Source organism: Maritimimonas sp. 2205BS37-2 (assembly GCF_056591755.1).
Genome location: NZ_JBWQOI010000001.1, coordinates 901,443 through 922,367, shown reverse-complemented (window position 1 = coordinate 922,367; position 20,925 = coordinate 901,443). Strand labels below are relative to the sequence as shown.

Genomic DNA, 20,925 nt, shown 5'->3' with positions numbered 1-20,925 from the left:
AATCTAAGTTCTAAAGTTTGAGTTTTTTAAAATGAATATAGATAATATGAACAAAAGAAATTTAATCGCAAGCCTATTCTTCTCATTAATGATTTTAAGTTGCGCCAGTAGTGAAGTAACTCATAAAAATTCTAATGAGATTCAGAGACCAAAGATTTCATCAATAGCTCCAGCATCTGGATTAACAGGTAGTACGATGACTATTAAAGGAAACAATTTTGGTAATAACACAAAAGATCTTACTGTAGCATTTAATGGTATAAAGGCTGAAAAAATAATAGCAGTTTCCGATATCGAAATTTCTGTGAAAGTACCAGCAGGTGCAATGAGCGGGTCTATTTCTGTAAAGTTAACTTCTCAAGTTGCGAATGGACCTGATTTTACTATTGAAACACCTGTAAACTTTACAATTGCATTTATAGGAGATTCACATATAGGTAAAGATGCTGATGCTGTTTTAAGACTTATCAAAAACGAAGGGGCAAATGCGATTGTTCATCCAGGGGATCTTAATTACTCAGAAGTTCCAGAAGATTTTGACAACAATATTAAGCAATTTTTAGGAGTTGATTTTCCATATTTTTATTCCGTCGGTAACCATGATGATAAAGTATGGAACGGGACTAATGGTTATCAATCACTTTTAGAAGCTAGGTTTAACAATTTAGGAATTCAGTGGCAAGGTAGACTAGGTGTTCAAAGCTCTTTTTCATATCAGGGAATTTTCTTTGTATGCTCAGCTCCTGATGAATTAGGAATCAGCACGACGAATGCCGGTAATGATATTAAAGAACGATTAAACAAAAGTAACGCCATTTGGAATATTGCCTTTTGGCATAAAAATCAACGTTTAATGCAAATTGGAGGAAAAAGCGATGAAGCCGGTTGGAGTGTTTATGAGAATTCTCGAAAGGGAGGAGCTATTATCGCCACAGCACATGAGCATTCGTATTGCAGAACGTATGAAATGAGTAATTTTGAAACTCAAAGTATTTCGAGTAACAAAAAAACTATAGGTTTATATAAAGATAATCCATCTACACCTATGGATGAGGGAAGGTCGTTTGCTTTCGTTTCTGGTCTTGGAGGGAAAAGCATTCGTGATGCAGAAGATGATTTGGATAAAAAACCGTGGTGGGCTAGTACTTATTCTCGTAATAATGGAGCACAACATGGTGCTTTATTTGGAGTATTTAATTATAACGGAGATGCTACACTAGCACATTTTTATTTTAAGGATATCGATGGAATAATAGTAGATGATTTTTTTGTGAAATCTTATAATTGAATGCCGTCGTAGAAAGATTTTTTGAACTTAATATTTATAGCTATCATGACGAATAAGAGCCATTTTATTTTATTATCAACGATGATTTTTGGTATTATGCTCGGATGTGAAAATCATAAAAACACATCAGATCATTCATCAAGAACTTATACGAAAGTATTGGATGAAATAGATGGCCCTTATATTTATGATAGAAATGACAGTTTATCGGTTGTTACCGTTGAAAAAGACATTGACTCCTCTTTTTATATCCTCAATAGATCATTTAAAAAATCAGTCGGACAAAAGTTTGTCTGTTATGTTAACAATTCTGATAAGGACAGTTTTTCATTTACGTTGAAAGATACTTACGAAATACCAAAAGCTATCTATAGTGCTCCTGAAAAGCTATTTGTTACTTCAGATATTGAAGGTAATTTTAATGCTTTTTATAGCATGTTGGTGGGTGGTAAGATCATGGATAAGAACTATAACTGGATTTTTGGAAAGGGACATTTAGTTATAGCTGGAGATATGGTTGATAGAGGAAATAATGCATGGCCCTGCCTTTGGTTACTTTACAGATTAGAACAAGAAGCAGCAAAGGCCGGGGGTAGAGTGCATTATATTCTCGGAAATCATGATATAATGAATATGCATGCAAATTTGAGATATGTGAAACGTAGATATATTGAGTTGGCAAAAATAGTATCAGGTAAAGAAGATGAAAAAGAAGCTTATTTGCATTTGTTGTCAAATACGAATGAAATTGCCAAATGGATCGCATCAAAAAACACCATTGAAAAGATCGGTAATGCAATTTATCTTCACGGAGGTATAAGTGAGGACGTTGTTGATGCTAATTTAACCATTGAAAAGATTAACAATATTGTTCGAAGGAACATTCGAAAGAATCTAACCAACCATCCTGGTGAAAATGAATACGAAAACCTTGTATTTGGAAGATTAGGTCCACTATGGTATAGAGGTCTAGTAAAAGATTATAACTCTCACTATAACAAAATTAATCCAAATAGTTTAGATCAGATTTTAAAATTTTACGATGTAGATCAGATCATTATCGGCCATACCATAATTGACAATGAAATATCAAGTGATTTCGGAGGAAAGGTAATACGTGTAGATATTAAGCATATTGAAGATGAAAAATTCACAGGGAAATCGCAAGGGCTTTTAATAGAAAAAGATAATTACTTTAAGGTAAATGATCGTGGACAAAAGTTCAAATTAAAGTTCTAAAAGTGCACAAAATTTTCTAGAAACTACCACTAAATAGCGAAGCACTTTAACCAAATTTCTATTGCTTTTATGCTTTTTCTTGATATTAAATAAATTAGTATCACAACTTTTATCTAATAATTTAGGATGACTATCTTATATTCGTCAATTTTGTATTTCTATTTGAGAAAATAAAATGAGCACTGTAAAGATTCCAGAAGATTTATTAGATAATCAGATTGAGCAAGATGCTTATATTATTAATTACACTCACCACAAAAAATTAAACAGGCAAAAAATTTCATTTAAATATTATACTATTAGCCTTTTGGTAGAAGGAATGAAGGAAATTCATACTTCATTTAAAAATCAAAAGATCGATCCTGATAATTTTTTGGTAGTAAAAAAAGGTAATTGTCTGATGACCGAAACACTATCAGAAAACACTACCTACCGCAGTAAATTAATTTTATTTTCAAGTGAATTTTTACAGGGTTTTATTCGGAAATATAATATAATACCCAATGCTGGTAAGAAAACAACAGACTTGTTTCGTGTCTTACCTTTTGATAGCTATATTAAATTATTTGTCTCCTCTATTAGCAGCATTGAACTCTCTTACAGAATGCAACGAACCAAAGTGGAAGAACTACTATTGTACTGCCATGAAAAATTTGGAAGCGAGTTATTTTCCTTCTTAAGGGAAGAATCCTCGTATCCTAATCTGCAGTACGTTATTGAAGAGCACATTACGGAAAGCCTTACCATAGAAGAGTTGGCTTTTCTTTGCAACATGAGTATTTCTACATTTAAAAGGGCATTTTACAAAATTTATAAATCCACACCCTCAAAATGGATCAAGCTTAGACGGTTGGAGTTATCAAAAAATGAACTTAAAGATATTGATATAAGAGCGTCAGACATTTATTTGAAATACGGATTTGGAAGTCTGTCGCGCTTTATTAGCGCATTCAAGGAAACCTACGGAATCACACCTAAGCAATTTCAGCAATCTTTAAAATGAACGTTTTCGTATATTTTTTGAACAAAATGAGCTAACTATTATATACATTTCCTTCTGACATTTGTAGCGTAATAACACTAAAAAATGTAAGCAAATGAAACGATTATTAATTTTATCAGCAGTATTAATTCCAAGTCTGTTTTGGGCGCAGACATTTACATTATCGAGCGAAAGCATAGGCGGTCAGGCAACAAATAAAGAAGTTTTTAACGGTTTTGGTTGCACGGGTGATAATGTTTCGCCACAACTTAGCTGGAAGAATGCGCCTAAAGGCACAAAAAGTTTCGCCATTACCATGTTTGATCCAGATGCTCCTACTGGCAGTGGGTGGTGGCATTGGCTTGTTTTTGACATTCCGGCAAATGTAAATCATATCGAAGCGGGAGCAGGAAACACTTCAAAACATGTACTACCAAAAGAAGCAATTCAAAGTCTTACAGATTTTGGAACGGGTGGTTATGGTGGCCCTTGCCCTCCGCAGAATGATGCTGCTCATCAGTATATTATAACTGTGTATGCATTAAAAGCAGATAAATTAGGCTTGGATCAAACTGCTAATCCGGCTTTAGTCGGGTTTTATTTGAATAACAACGCTTTAGCAAAGGCTTCATTGATAATGTACTATGGCAGATAGAAGTATTTCTATTCAAAGGCTAGATCACTTTGTTCTAACTGTAAGAAACATTCCTGAAACCATAGCCTTTTATACGCAGGTTTTGGGTCTTGAAGAAATTACTTTTGGAGATGCGCGTAAAGCGTTAAAATTTGGAAATCAAAAAATCAATCTTCATCAGGTCGGTAATGAATTCAACCCAAAGGCAACTGCTGCTCAATCGGGTAGTGCTGACCTGTGCTTTATTGTTTCGAACCCTATAGAGGAGGTAGAACAAATTTTAAATGATAAGTCTATATCGATTATTAATAGTATCGTAAATAGAACGGGCGCACTTGGTGCCGTTCGTTCTATTTATATACGAGATATTGATGGTAACTTGATTGAATTATCTCGTTATATGAATTGTTGATATATTAAACTAAAACATTTTTTCTTAATCAATCTTATTTCTAGCTACTGATTTTGTGATAGCCATGTGGAATTTCAACACCTTTGAATCCATTTGTCAGTCCATAAAAAATCAAAATAGAAATGATTCATCCAACTGTAGTTCTTAATAGTATAACTGCATGATGGCGGTATTTTTTCTGACAATCAATTACAGCTGCTAGTAATGGTAGTAAGGTGGCACCAAATGCAGAACATTATTTTACTAGTTTGAAATGATTTGATACTGAGTATTAAATAGCAACAAATAGGACTAAATAAAAGGTGCGTGATTCGGTGAGTAGGATAAAGAAGTGCTTGTAATTGTTTGTTTATCAGAAATGTACAAACAAGGTTCTGTTCCCTTTTTCTCCGCTAAAACGGCACAAATGCCCACAAATAAAATGATTTGTGGGCATTTTCATTTTATTTAGTTCCATTTAAACTCAAATGACATCAATAAAAAGGTGACCTATTCGGTGACCTTTTTTCATTTTTTGATAGGTCACCGAATTAGCAATAAGATTTTCAATATTAACGTAGTATATTATATATCTAATTAAAGCCTTGCTCCAAACTGAAAGATTGGATATAGTCCTATAAATAAGGCTTAAGGATAAAGAAAAGTATATATTTGTTATGTGAATTAATAATATGACAATTAAATGAAATCTTTTTTAGATCAATCTGCAGGTTATTTAATCAATATGACGGCACTATTATTAAAAAGAGAGTTGAGTTCTGCGATTAAAAATCATAATATCGATGTAACGCCTGAACAATGGGCTGTACTTAATAGGTTAAATGAAAAATCTGGTTTAACCCAAAAAGAAGTGGCTAAACTAACTTTTAAAGACAATGCGAATATAACAAGGATGGTCGATAAGCTTGAAAAGAAGGGATTGGTAATTAGACAAGCAGATTCCAATGATCGTCGAAGTTGGAAGTTGTCTATTACGAAAGAAGGAACTGAGGTGCGTGATTTAGTTGAACCTTTAGCTGTAAATATTTTAGAAAAGATATCTAAAGGAATTAGTAGAAAAGAGATGAAAATGTATAACGAAATATCCAAAAAAATTATTGTTAACCTAACGTAGTAATTTTTTATTTATATATTTGTTATGGCAAATATTGTTATAGCAAATTTAAATAATTATCTACAAATTCGATAAAATGAAAAAGTCACTGATTATCCTATCTTTTTTACTCATGATACTAGCCTGTAAACAAAATGAATCTAAGGTAGAAGAGAAACAATCAAAACAAGTGGAACAAAATAAATCCGATAAGCAGGATGATTCCAAGATCGGAAGGAATAACTATGTTGTTGTTTGGAAATGGATGACCACAGATGTTCAATTGGTTGAAAGTAACCTGATAAAAATTTCAAATGAAGTAAATAATATATGGAAGGATGATATCATCACAGATGCTTATTATAATTCAAATTCAAAAATTGACAAACTAGCTTACTTTCCTAATATTTCTTTTGTTTTAAAGGCTAAATCTTATCAAGATGCTGAAGAAGAACTGAACAAGTTAACATTGGTAACAGAAGGAATAGCAAATTATTCAATTTACCCAGTTGGAACAAAATGGTTAAGTAGAGACTTGGATAAAATAAATGACAAAGGAATTACTTCTTCGTACATATCTGTTTGGACAACTAAGGATTTAAAAAAGGCATCAGATGATTTAATTAAATCTCAAGCGGATACTATTTTAAAATTATGGAATGAAGGTACAATTGAAAATGTATATTTTGATATTGAAGGAACGCAGAAATCTAATAATGTTACTGATTTTGTATTCTTTATCAATGCAAATACAATGGAAGAAGCTAATAAAATATGTAACGCATTGCCTTTTACTAAAGAAGATATAGCGTCGTTCAAATTGTATTCAGTTGGTGTCTTTTGGTTAGGAGAGAGTTACAAATAAAATATTATGATAAAACAGAGATGAAGAACGATTTAACAAAAAAGTACAGTAAAGGAAATATTATCATTCATTGGTTAACAGCAATCCTAATTTTAGCATTATTTCCTATGGGAAAATACATGGAAGATGTTTCAATTTCAGAAAAGTTAGGTATCATAAAGATTCATGCAGTACTTGGTATCTTTGTTTTTATATTAACCATCATCAGAAGCTATTTGTTTTTCAAGTCTGAACGTCCTGACGACATAAAAACGGGTTCTAAATTCAATGATAAACTTGCTGTATGGATTCACAATGCTTTCTATTTTTTATTAATTGCTATTTCAATAGCAGGATTAGCTACTTTGTTTAGTGGTGGTTATGTTGATGCATTAAAATCTGGTAATTCAGATTCAATACTTCCTAAAGAAAATATTGCGTCATTAAAGGCACATGGTTTGTTAGCAACAATTATGATTTTATTATTGGTTCTACATGTAGTAGGTGTTCTAAAACATTATATACTCACTAAAGAAAATACTCTAAAAAGAATGTCTTAAAAAATAAATTATGAATGTGTCAAAACCGTTAATAGGAATTGTATTGAAAATTTCAAGAATAACTTTAACAATAGCATTATTCGCAAGTGTAATTTCATGTAATAATGCAGAAAAATCTAATAATAAATCCAATATGGAAACTAGTAACTCAGAACATATTATCCTTATAAACCCATTTGAAGTCCCAGAAGGAAAATTAGAAGAATCAATTGTCTATTGGGAAGCCTGTAGAGACTTTCTTAAAAAAGAGCCAGGCTATATTTCTACGAAACTGCACAAATCGATAAAAGATGGAGCAAAATTTCAACTCATAAATGTAGCTGTTTGGGAAAGCCCAAAAGCATTTACAGATGCCAGTAAGAAAATGGCAAAGGAACTAGGAGTTCCTCCCACAGAAGGGCTTAAAGCCAATCCATCACTTTACACATTAATTAGGGAATGAAAAAATCTGAAGGTTATAAATGAGCATGAACGCATGTGGGTCTTAGTGTAACAAGTCTCTGAATTCTCTTTCGCTCATATGATCAATATTTGAATGACCCGATCTCGCATATTTAATTATTCAAGGAGGTGCTAAAATATATTATCCATTTGAATCTTGTTATATCGAGTTCAGCTGGGTTGCTATCAGCCGGAATCGCTAGTACTTTTAATCTTAACAACTATTTGAATTATGGGTTATTCGCCTTTTTCTCTACACTTTGTGTTTATAATGGCCAAAGAGTAATAAAAGCAAAGTTGAAAGCAGAGACGCCTTGGTTAAATTGGGTCGATAACCATAAAATACTGACTATAGTTGTAAGTATTGTTAGTGGATTCCTTGGAGGATATATTTTAACTCAATTGATTAATACTTTAACACCCACAGTTCTTGCATTAGTGAGCGTATCACTAATGATTTCGTATTGTTATGTTGTTAAAATAGGTAAAAGGAGCTTACGTGAATTACCTCATCTTAAAATTCATTTAATTGCCTTAACATGGACTGGAATAATTGTAGCATTTCCAATAGTGAATGAAAATATATTTAAATGGGAAGTTTTCTTGATTTTTATTCCAATGCATTATCTGTATTTTATTGCAGTAGCGATTCCTTTTGACATTAGAGACATTAGATATGATTTACCATCACATCGAACTGTTCCACAGGTATTAGGCATTAAAAAGGCTAAAAGAACTTCGATCTCTCTCTTGATTCTTGTATTTATATATTTAGGAATTATTTCACCTTATATTTTATCGAAATCATTATTTACGTTTACCATTGCTATTCAAATGCTTTTGATCTCTTACTCTACGGAAAGGCGCCCTGAATTCTATTACTCAGTTCTTATTGATGGTACAATCGGGTTATTGGGAATTAGTTACTTAATTAGTTAACTAAAATTAAATTTCTAAGATTTTTAATGTTATTCGATCTATTTAATCGCATATTTTAGTTTCCCAAAATATAAACTAATAAAAGGAAGTAAATAGGGTTAAATAAAAGGTGAGTAATTCGGTGAGTAGGAGAGAAGTATGTTTATAAATATATAGTTCAACTGAAAACAAAAAGCATAAGGTTATACTGTTATTTTAGCATTTATATATTATTTTCTATTGGTAACAAATTTTGAGAATCGTCGTCATATGTTTAATTAAAATATATAATTCTTATAATATTCTCACCACCGGACTCATATTAATTTTTGCCTCACTTGGTCTTGCACAAGGTCTTTTTTTAAGCTTCTACCTTTTAACATTGAAAAAAGGAAACAGAAATTCTAACATCTTTCTTGGTCTTTTGTTATTAGGCCTAACAATAAGAATTGGGAAATCAGTACTAAACTATTATATACCCCTAGAGAATTGGCAAAATAATATTGGTGTTTCGGGTATTCTGTTTGCTGCACCTTCTTTATGGCTTTATGGAATTACTCTTTTTGAAAAAAATAAAGAGATAACATTAAAACATTACATCCATTTTGCACCATTTGTTTTTTTTCTTTTATTGACCCCGTTTATTCCAAGAAATGGGAATTTTGAATCTTTTTGGAATTACGGAATTGTAGTTTTTCACTTATTTTTTTACTTGATACTATCGTGGTTGTATTTGAGAAAAAACTATTCAAAGGGATCCGTTAGTATTGCACATTGGTATCGTAATATATTGATTGGTACTACACTTATTTGGCTTCATTATGTTGGAAATCTTTTTGATTTTAAGACGTACTACATAAGAGGGCCAATCTTTTACTCTCTTTTAATTTATGCGTTTAGCTATCTTTTTTTAAATAGGCATAAATTTATATTACAGAAATATAGTAGTTCAAGATTAGATAAAATGGATTCGGAGGAACTGTTCTCGAAAATTAAAGAACTTTTTAAAAATGAAGATATTTATTTAGACAACAGCGTCACTTTAAAAAGTATTTCTGAGAAATTAAGTGTAAAACCGCGAGAAATCTCACAAGCTATAAACGAAAACGCTCAACAAAATTTTTACGACTTCGTAAATAAATACCGTATTAATAAAGCGGAAGTTCTGTTAAACGACACTAAATATTCAAAAGAGAAAATTGCAACTATAGCGTATGAATCAGGTTTTGGAAATGTGACCTCTTTTAACATAGCGTTTAAAAAAAATACAGGATCCACTCCTTCTACATATAGAAAAAGATAAATAAACTAGGTTTTTCGTTAAAGGATACATGTTTTTTAAAGATTTCTACCATTATATTATTGAATATTGTCTCATGTAATACTGACACAAACCTACTGTGTCTATAAACTAAAACCCAAATAATAATGAAAAAGACAGTGATAATATTTATTGGTTTGACGGTATTTCTTGTTATAGGATGCCAAAAAAATGCACAAAATAATCATTATGGGAGCTTAAAAGTTTCTAAAGAGAATGCAAATTTAACGCCGTTGGAAATTGTAAATAAAAGAATGTCTCTCTATAATGAGCACAATTTTGATGCTTTTATTAAGCTATACCATAAAGATTTTAAAGTATATAACTATCCTAACAAATTAATCGGTTCTGGGGCAGATAGATTAGTATCAATATTTAAATCTAATTTTGAAGAAAAATCATTAAGCGTTGAGGTTGTTGATCAAATTAGTAATGGGAGATACGTCATCAATAGTGAAATAGTAACAGAAAAGGATAAAAAGATAAAATACGTTTCGATTTATGAGGTCAAAAATGGGTTAATTATCAATGTAAGATTTGTAAGATAAATTGGTAAAAATAAATTTTTGTAGTGCACTACAAATAGCTAACGATAAAAAGTAAAACGTGTGTAATTTGATGAATAGGAGAGAAGCGATATGTAATTATTGATTATATTATTTCTCCCACTGTACTAATAGCTCAATAACAGGAATTAGTTCTTTCCCTTTATCTGTTAAGCTATATTCAACATTAACAGGAATGCGGTCAGTTAAAACTTTTCTGTTAATAATAGTATCTTCTTGTAATTCTTTAAGTTGTTCTGTTAATACTTTATTACTAATACTTGGAATAAAGCTATTTATTTGACCAAACCTTCTAGGTCCTTTGACAAGTATATAGAGAATAATTAATTTCCACTTGCCGCCTAACGAAAACATCACATTGGTCATTGGGCAATTATCTGGGTTTTTATAAGTATATCTCATTTTCTGGTTACTTAAAGGTTACTACTAAATGTAATGGCATGTAGAATTACATCATTTTCATTGTAAATTTGCATACAATATTACAAAATTAAACTAAGTTACAAAATGAAACTAATGAAATTTATAACCGTTTTAGGATTAATTTTTCTAATGTCATGCAATACGGCCAAGAAAAATAATCAGCAGAAGATCGTAGAAACTCAAGAGACCAAAGAGCAGAACAAATTAACTTTAGACATATTTAAAGGAGAGACAGCTCATGTTAATACCTACCTTTTTAGCAATGGCACATCTATTATTGCAATGGATGTTCAACGAAGTAGTGAAGAGGCTGAGAAATTAGCTAAAGTGATTAAATCAAAAGGATTACCATTAACTCACATTTTTGTTTCTCATGGTCACCCAGATCATTACACAGGAATGTATGTGCTTAAAAAAGAATTTCCGAATGCTAAAATTATCGTAGCTACCGATAACATAAAAAAAGACATTTTAGGATTTAGTACTTGGATGGAAAGTGTAGGTTGGTTAGATGCAGAACCAAATTTAAAGCCAAAAACAGACAAAAACCCTGACGGTTTTGATTATGATGAACAAATAAATGCATTAAATAAATCTTCTTTTACGCTAAATGGAGGCGGAACATTAGAAATTAATACAGATTTTCCTGCCGCCGAAGCCAATCACCTTACAACTTTATATTCTAAAGAGTTAAATGGTTTATTTACTGCTGATTGGTGCTATAATGGAGTACATCTTTGGTTCGGGCAAGGTGTAGATACTGAGCACGTTGCTAATTGGAGAAAACAACTGGTTAAATTTAAAGAAAAATATGGTGATTCTAATATTACAATTTACCCTGGTCATGGTGATGAAACGGATGTTAGAATATTTGACACATTGATACAATATATCGATGATTTTAATACTACAATTGCAGCATCAAAAACAGAAGAAGAGGCGATGAATAAAATGAAGGCTTTATACCCAACATATAAAGAAGCTGATTTTCTTTTACTAAACAGTGTTAAATACCACATGGAACTTAAGAACAAATAAAACAGTTTTTTGTTAACGAAAAGAGGGTGTTTGCATAACTGTGATCGCCCTCTTTTTTAAGTAATTATATTTTTAATCTTGTCATTTTAAATTACAATGCGAAAATATCTTTACAAAATTCATAAAATACATCCCTTTTGGCCTATGGCTCTAAAACAGTATTAAGAGGTCAGATAAGGGAATGATTTAATTAAAACAAGTAAGCCCAAATAATGAATCATGAGTGAGAAAATTATTCTTAAAGAAACAGCGTCAATTCGAATTGGAGGTATGGTGGGAGGAGGTATTTTTGCTTCGATTGGTTTGTACGGCTGTTAAGTGTAAAATAGCTGTTGCTTTCTATTAGTAAATACTTCATAAAACAAAACAGTATAAACGATTAGATATTCAAGACCAACGATCCATAAATTTTCAGTATTATTTGAATTCGCATAAGCTAAATAGCTTAATATAATGGTAAAACTCCATACTAATGGAAACTTATAATTTGTGAAAATTGATATAGCCAAAATGGTGGCAATATACCATGGATGCACGGTAGTTGAGGTGAAATAATAGAAGCTTAATGCTAGTAACATGGCCGTTAATAGCTCTTGAAGAGTCTCGTTCTTCCTAAAGAAAGTTAGAATAATAACAAAAAGAAGTACCAGTACAGGAAGTATTTTACCAATAATTGCTATTTCATTCCAACCTCTAAATTGATAACCTATTTCTCTAAAAATATAGTAAATACTGGCATTAAACTCAAAATTCTGAAACCATAACCCTACAGAATTAAAATAATTAGTTACAAGTTGTATATTATAAAAGGGAAGAAATAATAGCACATTAGCCGCTAAGATCAATATATAAAACATTGAGAGCCTTTTTAAGCCTTTTAAAAACGACATATCCTTTTTTGTAAACCATTGGTAAAATAGTGGTAAAAATAATAATGGAATCAGTTTTACCGAAACAGAAAGTGAGAATACCAGGGCGGCGGTTTTCCATTTATCGATGCTTAATAAATAGAAACTCCAAATAAGGAAAAAGATCATTATAGCCTCAAAATGAAGATTACCTGTTAATTCTATTACAATAAATGGATTTAGTAGATACCAAAATATATTACTGATGGGCAGTTTCAGTTTTACTAATAACTTTTTTCCAAAATATAAAATACCAAGATCGGCAACTATAATTAATACCCGCATCACAATCACCGACCCTAAAATACTCTTACTTGAAAACAGTGCTGCAATAAAAAAGCACAATTGATTTATTGGAGGATAATTGGTGTAATGGCTCCCATTTAAGGTGCCCATTCCTTCATAAAGCTCAACCGTTTGGCTAATGGGAAAGCTTTGCAGTTTTATGAACGTCTCAGGTAATGATAAATAAGGATTCATACCTTCTAAAATGAGCCGCCCATCCCATATAAAACGATAAAAGTCTTGTGACAGGTTAGGAATAGAAAATAAAAAAATAACCCTGAAGCTAAAAGCTATAATTACTAGAACATTAAAACTAATAGTCTTCGAAGCTATCAACCCATAAAATAAAATGAACAGACATGTATACAGCGTAACCAGTACAACATAATCAGTTCTCACTAAGAAATAAGCAAAATAGCTATAGCATAAAGCGCTGATAAATGTAAGTAGGAGTGGAGTTCTATATGCACGAATATTTAAGTGAGATGCCATGCCTGATTGTCGCTATGCTCTTGAAAAAACAGATTTAAAGAATACATATCCAAAACCAACAAATAACATCAAATGAAATGGAAATAATCCGAAATCTCCGCCTTGATCTCCAACAACGAACGCACTATACATACCAAAGGCAAAATAGATGGTCAATAAGCCTTCTATTATTGTATTTAAAGAGATTTTTTTATTAATGTACTTGTTATTTTTCCAATTGTCGGCCAACGATTTAATGTTAAATTTTGGAGTTCTTATAAATTCACTTTTTTTACCAAAATGGCCTTCTAACACCGCTATCGTATTATGTAAAGAAAACCCCATCGCTATAGAAAAAAAAGTAAAAAAAGCGACTATATATTTTATGAAAGCTTTAATGCCGTTACCGTATGTCTTTCGGTACATAAACCAATAGCATATAAAGAAAATCAACGTACTAATAACGAAAAAGCTCATTAAAAAGAAATATACTTTTAAATGAGCATACTCATTTTTTATATAGAGAATAGGAATACTTAACACTGCAACCAATAATATGCAGGTAAACATTGAACTGTTTAAAAGATGTAGTATACCATGTATTTTAGTTTTAAATGAAATATTTTCATTTACAATTATTTTTTTCAGCATTTTCTGAAAATTTTCTGCCCCTCCTTTATTCCATCTAAATTGCTGAGATCTAGCTGCGCTTATAATAACCGGAAGCTCTGCAGGAGTTTCTACATCTTCTAAATATTTAAACTTCCACGCGTTTAACTGCGCTCTGTAACTAAGGTCAAGGTCTTCTGTTAAAGTATCGCCCTGCCAGTTTCCTGCATTATAAATACATTCTTTGCGCCAAATTCCGGCAGTACCGTTAAAATTAATGAAATGCCCTTTACTGTTTCTACCTACTTGCTCCAGGGTAAAATGAGCATCCAGCGCAAATGCCTGAATCTTGGTTAATACTGAATAGTTTCTGTTTATATGTCCCCACCGTGTTTGCACAACTCCAATGTTAGGATCTTTAAAATAAGGAACAGTTTTTTCTAACCAGCAAGGCTTGGGCAAAAAATCGGCATCAAAAATGGCGATGAATTCCCCTTTGGCTATTTTTAAGCCTTCTTTAAGAGCACCTGCTTTAAACCCATCACGGTTTTTCCTGCGTATATGCTCAATATCTAAACCTGTTTTTTGTAGCTCTTTTATTTGTCTAGCAGTAGATTCTATAGATTCATCTGTAGAATCATCTAGTACCTGTATTTCAAATTTATCTTTAGGATATTCAATTTTTGCAATGTTATTTAAAAGACGTTCCATTACATACAGCTCATTATAAACAGGTAATTGAATTGTTACCAATGGGATTTCTTCGGGTTTCGAGAGGTCAAATTTTAAACTGTCATCGACGTGCTTTTTAGCCCGTAAATAATTAAACAGCAAGTTTAATTGCGCCAATGCATACATAAAGATAAGTATGAGTGCTACTGCGTAAACTATGATAATAATGTATTCAACGACCATTATTTAAAACTGTATTTAAATATCCAACCTAAAATTTTTATACCCGCCATAATACTTCCCTTTACCGTGCCCGAAACTTTTGATGTGCCTATTCTATTTCTATACTTTACAGGAATTTCTGTATAAGATAAGTGTTGCTTTAATGCTTTTAATTGCATTTCTACAGTCCAACCATATGTTTTGTCCTCCATATTGAGTTCAAGCAGCTTACCATATTTAATGGCTCTAAATGGACCTAAATCCGTGAACTTAGCACCAAAGAATAACTTCATTAAAAAAGTTGCCAACCAATTGCCAAAAATCTGTTGCGGAGTCATTGATCTTGGCTCTCGCAGCTCTTTTACCCTTGCACCAATTACCAGATCCTTATCATCAATAAGAATTGGATTTACGATCTGAGTTAATTCTTCTGGATAATCGCTGTAATCTCCATCAAGAAAAACAATGATATTGGGTTTGCTTTCTTGGTTGGCTATATAATCCATTGCTTTCAAGCATGCATAACCATAACCTTTTCTGTTTTCATTTAAAACAGTGGCTCCAGCACTTCTAGCATTCTTTTCGGTGTTATCGGTTGAATTATTGCTTACAACAATAATTTCGTTAACAATACCGGGAATATCCTTTACAACATGTGCAATTGAATTTTCCTCATTGTATGCTGGTATGATGACTTTGATCATAGAGTTCATTACCTTAAATCGTTCAGGTTATTTTCTTTTTTAAATGAAGAAAAATCTGCCCATTCCTTTACTTTTCCTCCCTTTTCAAACTTTACTGCTTTGATAATTCTCTTGTTCTTATAGTTCAGACAGTATCCATCCCTAATACCATTCTTCAGTTGACATTTTTGTGATACGTTGCCCTCTTGATCATAAAAAACCCACCAATAATTTTTTTTACCATCTTCATAATGTCCTTCTTTCTCTATTTTTTTATTTTTTTGATAATAATACCAGTATTTAGTTGGTTGATTGTTTATATAGCGTCCTTCTTTACGTTTTTGTCCGTTTCTATAATAAAACTTCCAATACCCATTTTTTTGCTTGCTTATTAACCATCCTTCTTCTTTTAACCCACCATTTTCGTAATACGTTTTATGATATTTTTCTTGGGCCGTGCCCATCGCATAATTAAGAATAATGATTAGGATGAAAATTCTATTTTTCATTTACTAGTTTCATTAAGTCGAAATCATTTCCTAGTAATATCTCTGTAGGATTTATACGTCCTTTTTCTGGGCCATTTTCTAATTTTAATACTCCTCTCGGGCAAACGGCTGAGCAAATACCGCATCCTACGCAACTGGCTCTAATAATATTTTCTCCTTTTTGAGCATAGGCTCTAACATCAATACCTTGTTCACAGTAAGTTGAGCAGTTACCACAAGAAATACATTGCCCGCCATTTGTAGTAATTCTAAAACGTGATTTAAAGCGTTGTACAATGCCCATATATGCAGCAAGAGGGCAACCAAAGCGACACCAAACCCGATTTCCGAAAATGGGATAAAAACCTGTGCCAATAACTCCTGCGAAAATCGACCCTATTAGAAAACCATAAATGTCTTGTATCATTTGTGTTTTTATGCCAAGCACTTCATAAGCTCCAGAGAAATATGAATATAAGGTAAAGCCGGTCATGATTAGCGCAAAAACCAATACACCATGTACCAACCAACGTTCTATTTTCCAGGCTTTCATGGATTTATCTGATAACTGTCTATATGGATCGCCTAATGTTTCTGCTAGCCCACCGCATCCACATACCCATGAACAGTACCATCTTTTGCCAAAGAAATAAACCATAACGGGAACGATGATTAAGGTTAAAATAATCCCCCAGATTAGAATAAACAATCCAAACCCTCCGCTAGAAATCAACTGGTCTAAATTCCAGCTATAGAAAAAATCATAATCAAGAGGGAACGCATTCTTAAAATCATACCAAGGTTTCTCAAAGCGTACTAAAATTTCAGGAATTAAAAAAGCGAATACAATTTGAAAGAACAATACTGAAGTTGTTCGTAAGGTTTGATATTTATTATGGCGGTATTTAATATACATTCTGATACCCATAACAACCATAACAACGCAATATAAGAAGCCATATAAAAACCATTGGCTTGCTAAATTGCCGCTTAGAGCTTGGCTAACAGGATCAACTATGTACGTCCAGTTTACAATATAGTCTGGATAAAAATATAGAAGAATATAGAATCCAACGAGAAAAATAAATACTGACCAACCTATTAAACCTCTATTTGTAGCTGAATTTAACCAGACACCGTTGTTTTTAATTCCTGGAGGGCCTAAGGTTATTACGTTAGGTACAATAAATAACAACGAGCCAATGATGCCTAAACCAAAAGTTAGAAGCCAAAATAGGCCTTTATTTTCTTTTACGATTCCAATACCTGCACTTTTAGCCATTTCATAAGAAAAGCTATGAGGTTTGCTCCAAATCACTTTATCCCATTCATTATTCCTTTTATGGGTTTCATTTGCTGTATTAAGTGCTTCGGTTATTTTAGAAGAAAATAGAAATGGGTTTGTAAATTCCTTTCCCACAACGGTAGCATTTACTTCTTCAATAAATAACTCACTTTTTATGCCTTTATTAGTAATAACCTCTTCAAATAATCTTGGCGTAACTTGATATTTACCAATAAATATGAGTGAAGTAAATATGCTTAACCCAATCAAAAATAATCCGAGTCCTATTTTTTGTATTGTTTTCATAGTTTAGATACTAAAAATGCGTTTCCAGCTTTTCTTTTTTAATTGAATATTAGTAGTGTTTTCTTTATTGAATTTAGCTACGATCTCGGGTTCATGAAGTTTATAGAATTCAGGATCGAAATTGGCATCTGCTAAATGTTCGATTACATATTCAACAGAACGCTCTTCAGTAAGAACTTTATCAAAAAACTGATGACGCATTCGAATTCCGAAAGTGTTGATACCCAAAAACTGTAAGGTGTTTTTATGATAATTTATTCGGATGCATTTTTTTCCACTTTCATGCTCCCAATAAAAATGAGCTTCATCATTTTTTGGTTGAGGCCAAACCCATCCATAAGTTTGGTACTCGATGTCAATAAATTTGGCAGAGTTAAACCAATGGCCTGGTTTATATTCAATTCTATTATCACATATTGTTTGTGCAACAGTTTCTCCCATCATTCTGCCTGTATACCAAACAGCTTCAATAGGTCTACGTAGCCCAATGGCTTCATGTTGTTCGGCACAATCGCCAATGGCGTAAATATTAGGTATATTAGTTTCTAAAAAACGATTTACTTTAATTCCTCTCGAAATCTCTATGTTTGAATTTCTTAAGAAATCTACATTGGGAGAAACACCTGCGGTTAACCCAACAACATCACATTCAATTTCTTCGCCGGTTTCTGCAATGATTACCGACCGCACTTTTCCATTTTTATGAGCTTTGATCTCTTTTAGATTCACATTTAAGCGTAAGTCAATATGGTTGTCTAGAATCTCACGATTTACCATTTCAGATTCTTCAGCTGGTAAAACGGTATTCCAAAAACTACTTTCACGAACCAAGAAAGTAACCGGAATATTTCTACTATGTAGCATTTCTGCCAGTTCAATTCCAATGAGCCCACCACCTACAATGACAGCATGTTTACATACATTATTATTAGGAGCATATTTTTCTAAATTTTCTAAATCTTGTTTGTGGTACATTCCCAGTACACCGTTTAAGTCTTGCCCGGGCCAACCGAACTTATTTGGTTTTGATCCTGTAGCAATAATTAGTTTGTCATATGCAATTTTTTCATTGTTACTTAGTACTACTTCTTTGGTGCCGGTGTTCACATTTGTTACATACCCCTTCTTTAGATGAATTCTATTCTTTTTCCAAAACCATGGTTCGTAAGGTTGGGTATGTTCAAATTTCATATGTCCCATATAGACATACATTAGAGCCGTTCTTGAAAAGAAAAATTCTGATTCTGAAGAAATGATGGTTATTTTTTTATCTGAATGTTTACGAATATGTCGGGCTGCAGTAACTCCTGATATTCCATTTCCAATGATAACAATATGCTCCATAATGCTGATTATTGGCTATTATGTCGCAGTATTTTCTTAGAACTTAAAAAGAAGTCTATAATTTAGAATGATTATAAATAATTTTCTAAAATAATTGATTTGATGTAAGGTAGCTAACATTTTGTTCGACTTAGTTGAAGTTATTTTGCAATTAATAAAATTCTCAATATGAAAAAAAGTATAATAGTTATAGTTTTTCTTTTAGCAACTACTACATTGCTTTCTCAAAACCTTAATGATTTCTTTTCAAAGTCTGACGCATTCTTCAAAGTGTATGTTTCAAATGGAAAAGTAGCATATGACAAACTTCATAAAGATCAAGGCAGCTTAAAAGAACTTTTGAACTTAGCTAAAGAGGCTAATGCCCCTGTAAGTAATCCTAATACCTATCAGGCATTTTGGATCAATGCATATAATCTCTCGGTTATTAAAGGCATATTAGATAATTATCCGATTAAATCACCTTTAGACAAACCGGGATTTTTTGATAAAACTACCTATAGATTAGCAGGCAAAAGCATAACACTTAACGACATAGAGCATAAGCTTCTTAGAGCAAAGTTCAAAGACCCTCGTTTTCATTTTGTATTGGTTTGCGGTGCTATAGGTTGCCCTCCTCTTATTAGCAAAGCTTATTTACCTGGTACATTAAATGCCCAATTAGAAAAACAAACCAAATTGTCTTTAAATGGAAATTTCTTACAAGTAAATACGAAGAAGAAAAGAGTGCTTGGATCAGAAATTTTGAAATGGTATAAAGAAGATTTTACTATGAATGGAAGCAGTGAAATAGATTTTATCAATAAGTACAGAATCAATAAAATACCCGATAATTTTAAGTTGGGATACTTTACATATAACTGGAATTTAAATAAACAATAAAACAAACATTTTATAGATCATAGAAATGAAAAAAGTAATTATAACATTAGTTTTTATATTATCAGCTTTTCTTGGGTTTTCGCAAAACGAAGACAAAGATGATTCGCAAAAAAGTGTAATTCAAGAATACACACCTTCAAAATTATTGGATAAAGGCCAATGGGACGTTAAATGGTTTAATAACTTATATACTCAAACCAGAAGTACATTTAATCCACCAGGTAGAGAACCTAGACAAACTTTTTTCACTTCAACTATCGATGTTTTTACCGGAATATCAAATAGTAACAGGTTTAATATTGGGTTACTTTTAGAATTTAGATCTAATGTTATAGGTAATAGAGATGCTTTTGATGTATTTCAATTTGATGGTGAGCGAACAACGGCTCGCTCAGGATTTACATCATTTGCGCCGGCAATTAAATTTAACCCAATTAAAAATGTAGGGAATTTTACGATTCAAACAGCATTTCATATACCATTAATTGATAATGAAACCGAGAATGGTGTATTTCTTGATCAAAAAGGCTTCATTTTTCAAAATAGATTCTTTTATGATTACACGTTCCCTAGTGGCGATTGGCAGATATTTACCGAACTGAATACCGAATTAAATTTTGGAAAAGAAGAAGACAGCTTTGCCAATAATAGTTTGAATTTAACACCAGGGGTGTTTTTAAGTTATTTCCCAAATCAGAAGTTCACCATTTTAGCATTGGTACAACATTCTCAACGTATAGATTTAGGGAATGACTTTACACAAGATTTTACTGCTATTGGAGGAGGAGCTAAATATCAATTGAGTAAAGTGCTTAACATTGAAGCACTGTATACAAATTTTGTAAGAGGAAGCGATACGGGTTTAGGCCAAACATTTAATATTGGATTAAGAGCATTGTTTAAATAAACTAAAAAAACAAAATCTTTTTCGATTTATGCGCGATTCTTGTAAGTCTAAGCTTTACATGTCGACCCAAAAAAAGGAATGAGCTTTGTCTTCCTTATGGAAAA

At 32.0% G+C, this 20,925-nt stretch carries 22 protein-coding genes; 15 read left to right on the top strand and 7 right to left on the bottom strand.

The genetic code is table 11. The features are described 5' to 3' along the window. The first annotated feature begins 46 nt into the window (after positions 1-46). The 12 genes from AC1EUU_RS04405 to AC1EUU_RS04350 all read left to right on the top strand — a co-directional run bounded on the left by AC1EUU_RS04405 (position 47) and on the right by AC1EUU_RS04350 (position 10,280). Positions 47-1,288: an IPT/TIG domain-containing protein gene (locus AC1EUU_RS04405; RefSeq protein WP_480200164.1), complete on the top strand. Its 1,242-nt coding sequence runs from the start codon at positions 47-49 to the stop codon at positions 1,286-1,288. Positions 1,289-1,333: 45 nt separating this feature from the next. Further along, positions 1,334-2,527: a metallophosphoesterase gene (locus AC1EUU_RS04400; protein ID WP_480200163.1), complete on the top strand. Its 1,194-nt coding sequence runs from the start codon at positions 1,334-1,336 to the stop codon at positions 2,525-2,527. 175 nt (positions 2,528-2,702) lie between these two features. Then, the gene (locus tag AC1EUU_RS04395) at positions 2,703-3,530 is read left to right on the top strand and encodes a helix-turn-helix domain-containing protein (RefSeq protein ID WP_480200162.1); all 828 of its coding nucleotides are present in this window, start codon (positions 2,703-2,705) and stop codon (positions 3,528-3,530) included. Positions 3,531-3,624: 94 nt separating this feature from the next. Further along, on the top strand, positions 3,625-4,164 hold the full coding sequence (locus AC1EUU_RS04390) for a YbhB/YbcL family Raf kinase inhibitor-like protein (protein ID WP_480200161.1): 540 nt from the start codon (positions 3,625-3,627) through the stop codon (positions 4,162-4,164). After that, positions 4,154-4,555 (top strand): VOC family protein, encoded by a 402-nt coding sequence (locus tag AC1EUU_RS04385; RefSeq protein WP_480200160.1) that lies wholly within the window; start codon positions 4,154-4,156, stop codon positions 4,553-4,555. Before AC1EUU_RS04390 ends, AC1EUU_RS04385 begins: the two co-directional genes overlap by 11 nt. Positions 4,556-5,237: 682 nt before the next feature. Next, the gene (locus AC1EUU_RS04380; RefSeq protein WP_480200159.1) at positions 5,238-5,669 is read left to right on the top strand and encodes a MarR family winged helix-turn-helix transcriptional regulator; all 432 of its coding nucleotides are present in this window, start codon (positions 5,238-5,240) and stop codon (positions 5,667-5,669) included. Between the two features lie 76 nt (positions 5,670-5,745). Then, on the top strand, positions 5,746-6,513 hold the full coding sequence (locus AC1EUU_RS04375) for a hypothetical protein (RefSeq protein WP_480200158.1): 768 nt from the start codon (positions 5,746-5,748) through the stop codon (positions 6,511-6,513). A gap of 20 nt (positions 6,514-6,533) precedes the next feature. Further along, the gene (locus AC1EUU_RS04370; protein ID WP_480200157.1) at positions 6,534-7,052 is read left to right on the top strand and encodes a cytochrome b; all 519 of its coding nucleotides are present in this window, start codon (positions 6,534-6,536) and stop codon (positions 7,050-7,052) included. A gap of 10 nt (positions 7,053-7,062) precedes the next feature. Next, positions 7,063-7,494, top strand: a complete 432-nt coding sequence (locus tag AC1EUU_RS04365; protein ID WP_480200156.1) for an antibiotic biosynthesis monooxygenase family protein — start codon at positions 7,063-7,065, stop codon at positions 7,492-7,494. A 149-nt stretch (positions 7,495-7,643) separates the two neighbouring features. Further along, positions 7,644-8,432: a UbiA prenyltransferase family protein gene (locus AC1EUU_RS04360; protein ID WP_480200155.1), complete on the top strand. Its 789-nt coding sequence runs from the start codon at positions 7,644-7,646 to the stop codon at positions 8,430-8,432. 361 nt (positions 8,433-8,793) lie between these two features. After that, the gene (locus AC1EUU_RS04355; RefSeq protein ID WP_480200154.1) at positions 8,794-9,714 is read left to right on the top strand and encodes a helix-turn-helix domain-containing protein; all 921 of its coding nucleotides are present in this window, start codon (positions 8,794-8,796) and stop codon (positions 9,712-9,714) included. Between the two features lie 125 nt (positions 9,715-9,839). Continuing rightward, on the top strand, positions 9,840-10,280 hold the full coding sequence (locus AC1EUU_RS04350) for a nuclear transport factor 2 family protein (protein ID WP_480200153.1): 441 nt from the start codon (positions 9,840-9,842) through the stop codon (positions 10,278-10,280). A gap of 108 nt (positions 10,281-10,388) precedes the next feature. On the opposite strand, the gene AC1EUU_RS04345 is transcribed toward AC1EUU_RS04350, so the two are convergent. Continuing rightward, positions 10,389-10,700, bottom strand: a complete 312-nt coding sequence (locus AC1EUU_RS04345) for a winged helix-turn-helix transcriptional regulator (protein ID WP_480200152.1) — start codon at positions 10,698-10,700, stop codon at positions 10,389-10,391. Between the two features lie 114 nt (positions 10,701-10,814). On the opposite strand from AC1EUU_RS04345, the gene AC1EUU_RS04340 reads away from it, so the two are divergent. Further along, on the top strand, positions 10,815-11,759 hold the full coding sequence (locus tag AC1EUU_RS04340) for an MBL fold metallo-hydrolase (RefSeq protein WP_480200151.1): 945 nt from the start codon (positions 10,815-10,817) through the stop codon (positions 11,757-11,759). Positions 11,760-12,073: 314 nt separating this feature from the next. On the opposite strand, the gene AC1EUU_RS04335 is transcribed toward AC1EUU_RS04340, so the two are convergent. Genes AC1EUU_RS04335 through AC1EUU_RS04310 form a run of 6 tightly spaced genes read right to left on the bottom strand, consistent with a single transcriptional unit; the run spans position 12,074 to position 19,032 of the window. After that, the gene (locus AC1EUU_RS04335) at positions 12,074-13,444 is read right to left on the bottom strand and encodes an MptA/MptB family glycosyltransferase (protein ID WP_480200150.1); all 1,371 of its coding nucleotides are present in this window, start codon (positions 13,442-13,444) and stop codon (positions 12,074-12,076) included. 12 nt (positions 13,445-13,456) lie between these two features. After that, entirely contained in the window at positions 13,457-14,947 is a 1,491-nt protein-coding gene (locus AC1EUU_RS04330; protein ID WP_480200149.1) for a cellulose synthase family protein, read from the bottom strand. Next, a complete protein-coding gene (locus AC1EUU_RS04325) occupies positions 14,947-15,639 on the bottom strand; it encodes a glycosyltransferase family 2 protein (protein WP_480200148.1) in 693 nt (230 codons plus the stop codon). Before AC1EUU_RS04325 ends, AC1EUU_RS04330 begins: the two co-directional genes overlap by 1 nt. Next, positions 15,639-16,118, bottom strand: a complete 480-nt coding sequence (locus AC1EUU_RS04320; protein ID WP_480200147.1) for a toxin-antitoxin system YwqK family antitoxin — start codon at positions 16,116-16,118, stop codon at positions 15,639-15,641. The genes AC1EUU_RS04325 and AC1EUU_RS04320 overlap by 1 nt, the downstream gene beginning before the upstream one ends. After that, positions 16,108-17,688: a 4Fe-4S binding protein gene (locus tag AC1EUU_RS04315; RefSeq protein ID WP_480200146.1), complete on the bottom strand. Its 1,581-nt coding sequence runs from the start codon at positions 17,686-17,688 to the stop codon at positions 16,108-16,110. Before AC1EUU_RS04315 ends, AC1EUU_RS04320 begins: the two co-directional genes overlap by 11 nt. A 3-nt stretch (positions 17,689-17,691) precedes the next feature. After that, positions 17,692-19,032 carry an NAD(P)/FAD-dependent oxidoreductase gene (locus AC1EUU_RS04310; protein ID WP_480200145.1) on the bottom strand — a complete coding sequence of 447 codons (1,341 nt, stop codon included), beginning with the start codon at positions 19,030-19,032 and terminating at the stop codon, positions 17,692-17,694. 168 nt (positions 19,033-19,200) lie between these two features. Here AC1EUU_RS04310 and AC1EUU_RS04305 point away from each other — a divergent pair, with 168 nt between their 5' ends. After that, complete coding sequence (locus AC1EUU_RS04305) at positions 19,201-19,914, top strand: DUF547 domain-containing protein (RefSeq protein WP_480200144.1); 714 nt, start codon at positions 19,201-19,203, stop codon at positions 19,912-19,914. A 25-nt stretch (positions 19,915-19,939) separates the two neighbouring features. Further along, entirely contained in the window at positions 19,940-20,821 is an 882-nt protein-coding gene (locus AC1EUU_RS04300; RefSeq protein WP_480200143.1) for a hypothetical protein, read from the top strand. Positions 20,822-20,925: the final 104 nt, after the last annotated feature.

Bases quoted from the DNA above. Each gene is read 5' to 3' on its own strand.
- AC1EUU_RS04405 (WP_480200164.1), top strand. From the start codon at position 47: ATGAACAAAAGAAATTTAATCGCAAGCCTATTCTTCTCATTAATGATT.
- AC1EUU_RS04400 (WP_480200163.1), top strand. From the start codon at position 1,334: ATGACGAATAAGAGCCATTTTATTTTATTATCAACGATGATTTTTGGT.
- AC1EUU_RS04395 (WP_480200162.1), top strand. From the start codon at position 2,703: ATGAGCACTGTAAAGATTCCAGAAGATTTATTAGATAATCAGATTGAG.
- AC1EUU_RS04390 (WP_480200161.1), top strand. From the start codon at position 3,625: ATGAAACGATTATTAATTTTATCAGCAGTATTAATTCCAAGTCTGTTT.
- AC1EUU_RS04385 (WP_480200160.1), top strand. From the start codon at position 4,154: ATGGCAGATAGAAGTATTTCTATTCAAAGGCTAGATCACTTTGTTCTA.
- AC1EUU_RS04380 (WP_480200159.1), top strand. From the start codon at position 5,238: ATGAAATCTTTTTTAGATCAATCTGCAGGTTATTTAATCAATATGACG.
- AC1EUU_RS04375 (WP_480200158.1), top strand. From the start codon at position 5,746: ATGAAAAAGTCACTGATTATCCTATCTTTTTTACTCATGATACTAGCC.
- AC1EUU_RS04370 (WP_480200157.1), top strand. From the start codon at position 6,534: ATGAAGAACGATTTAACAAAAAAGTACAGTAAAGGAAATATTATCATT.
- AC1EUU_RS04365 (WP_480200156.1), top strand. From the start codon at position 7,063: ATGAATGTGTCAAAACCGTTAATAGGAATTGTATTGAAAATTTCAAGA.
- AC1EUU_RS04350 (WP_480200153.1), top strand. From the start codon at position 9,840: ATGAAAAAGACAGTGATAATATTTATTGGTTTGACGGTATTTCTTGTT.
- AC1EUU_RS04345 (WP_480200152.1), bottom strand. From the start codon at position 10,700: ATGAGATATACTTATAAAAACCCAGATAATTGCCCAATGACCAATGTG.
- AC1EUU_RS04340 (WP_480200151.1), top strand. From the start codon at position 10,815: ATGAAATTTATAACCGTTTTAGGATTAATTTTTCTAATGTCATGCAAT.
- AC1EUU_RS04335 (WP_480200150.1), bottom strand. From the start codon at position 13,444: ATGGCATCTCACTTAAATATTCGTGCATATAGAACTCCACTCCTACTT.
- AC1EUU_RS04330 (WP_480200149.1), bottom strand. From the start codon at position 14,947: ATGGTCGTTGAATACATTATTATCATAGTTTACGCAGTAGCACTCATA.
- AC1EUU_RS04325 (WP_480200148.1), bottom strand. From the start codon at position 15,639: ATGAACTCTATGATCAAAGTCATCATACCAGCATACAATGAGGAAAAT.
- AC1EUU_RS04320 (WP_480200147.1), bottom strand. From the start codon at position 16,118: ATGAAAAATAGAATTTTCATCCTAATCATTATTCTTAATTATGCGATG.
- AC1EUU_RS04315 (WP_480200146.1), bottom strand. From the start codon at position 17,688: ATGAAAACAATACAAAAAATAGGACTCGGATTATTTTTGATTGGGTTA.
- AC1EUU_RS04310 (WP_480200145.1), bottom strand. From the start codon at position 19,032: ATGGAGCATATTGTTATCATTGGAAATGGAATATCAGGAGTTACTGCA.
- AC1EUU_RS04305 (WP_480200144.1), top strand. From the start codon at position 19,201: ATGAAAAAAAGTATAATAGTTATAGTTTTTCTTTTAGCAACTACTACA.
- AC1EUU_RS04300 (WP_480200143.1), top strand. From the start codon at position 19,940: ATGAAAAAAGTAATTATAACATTAGTTTTTATATTATCAGCTTTTCTT.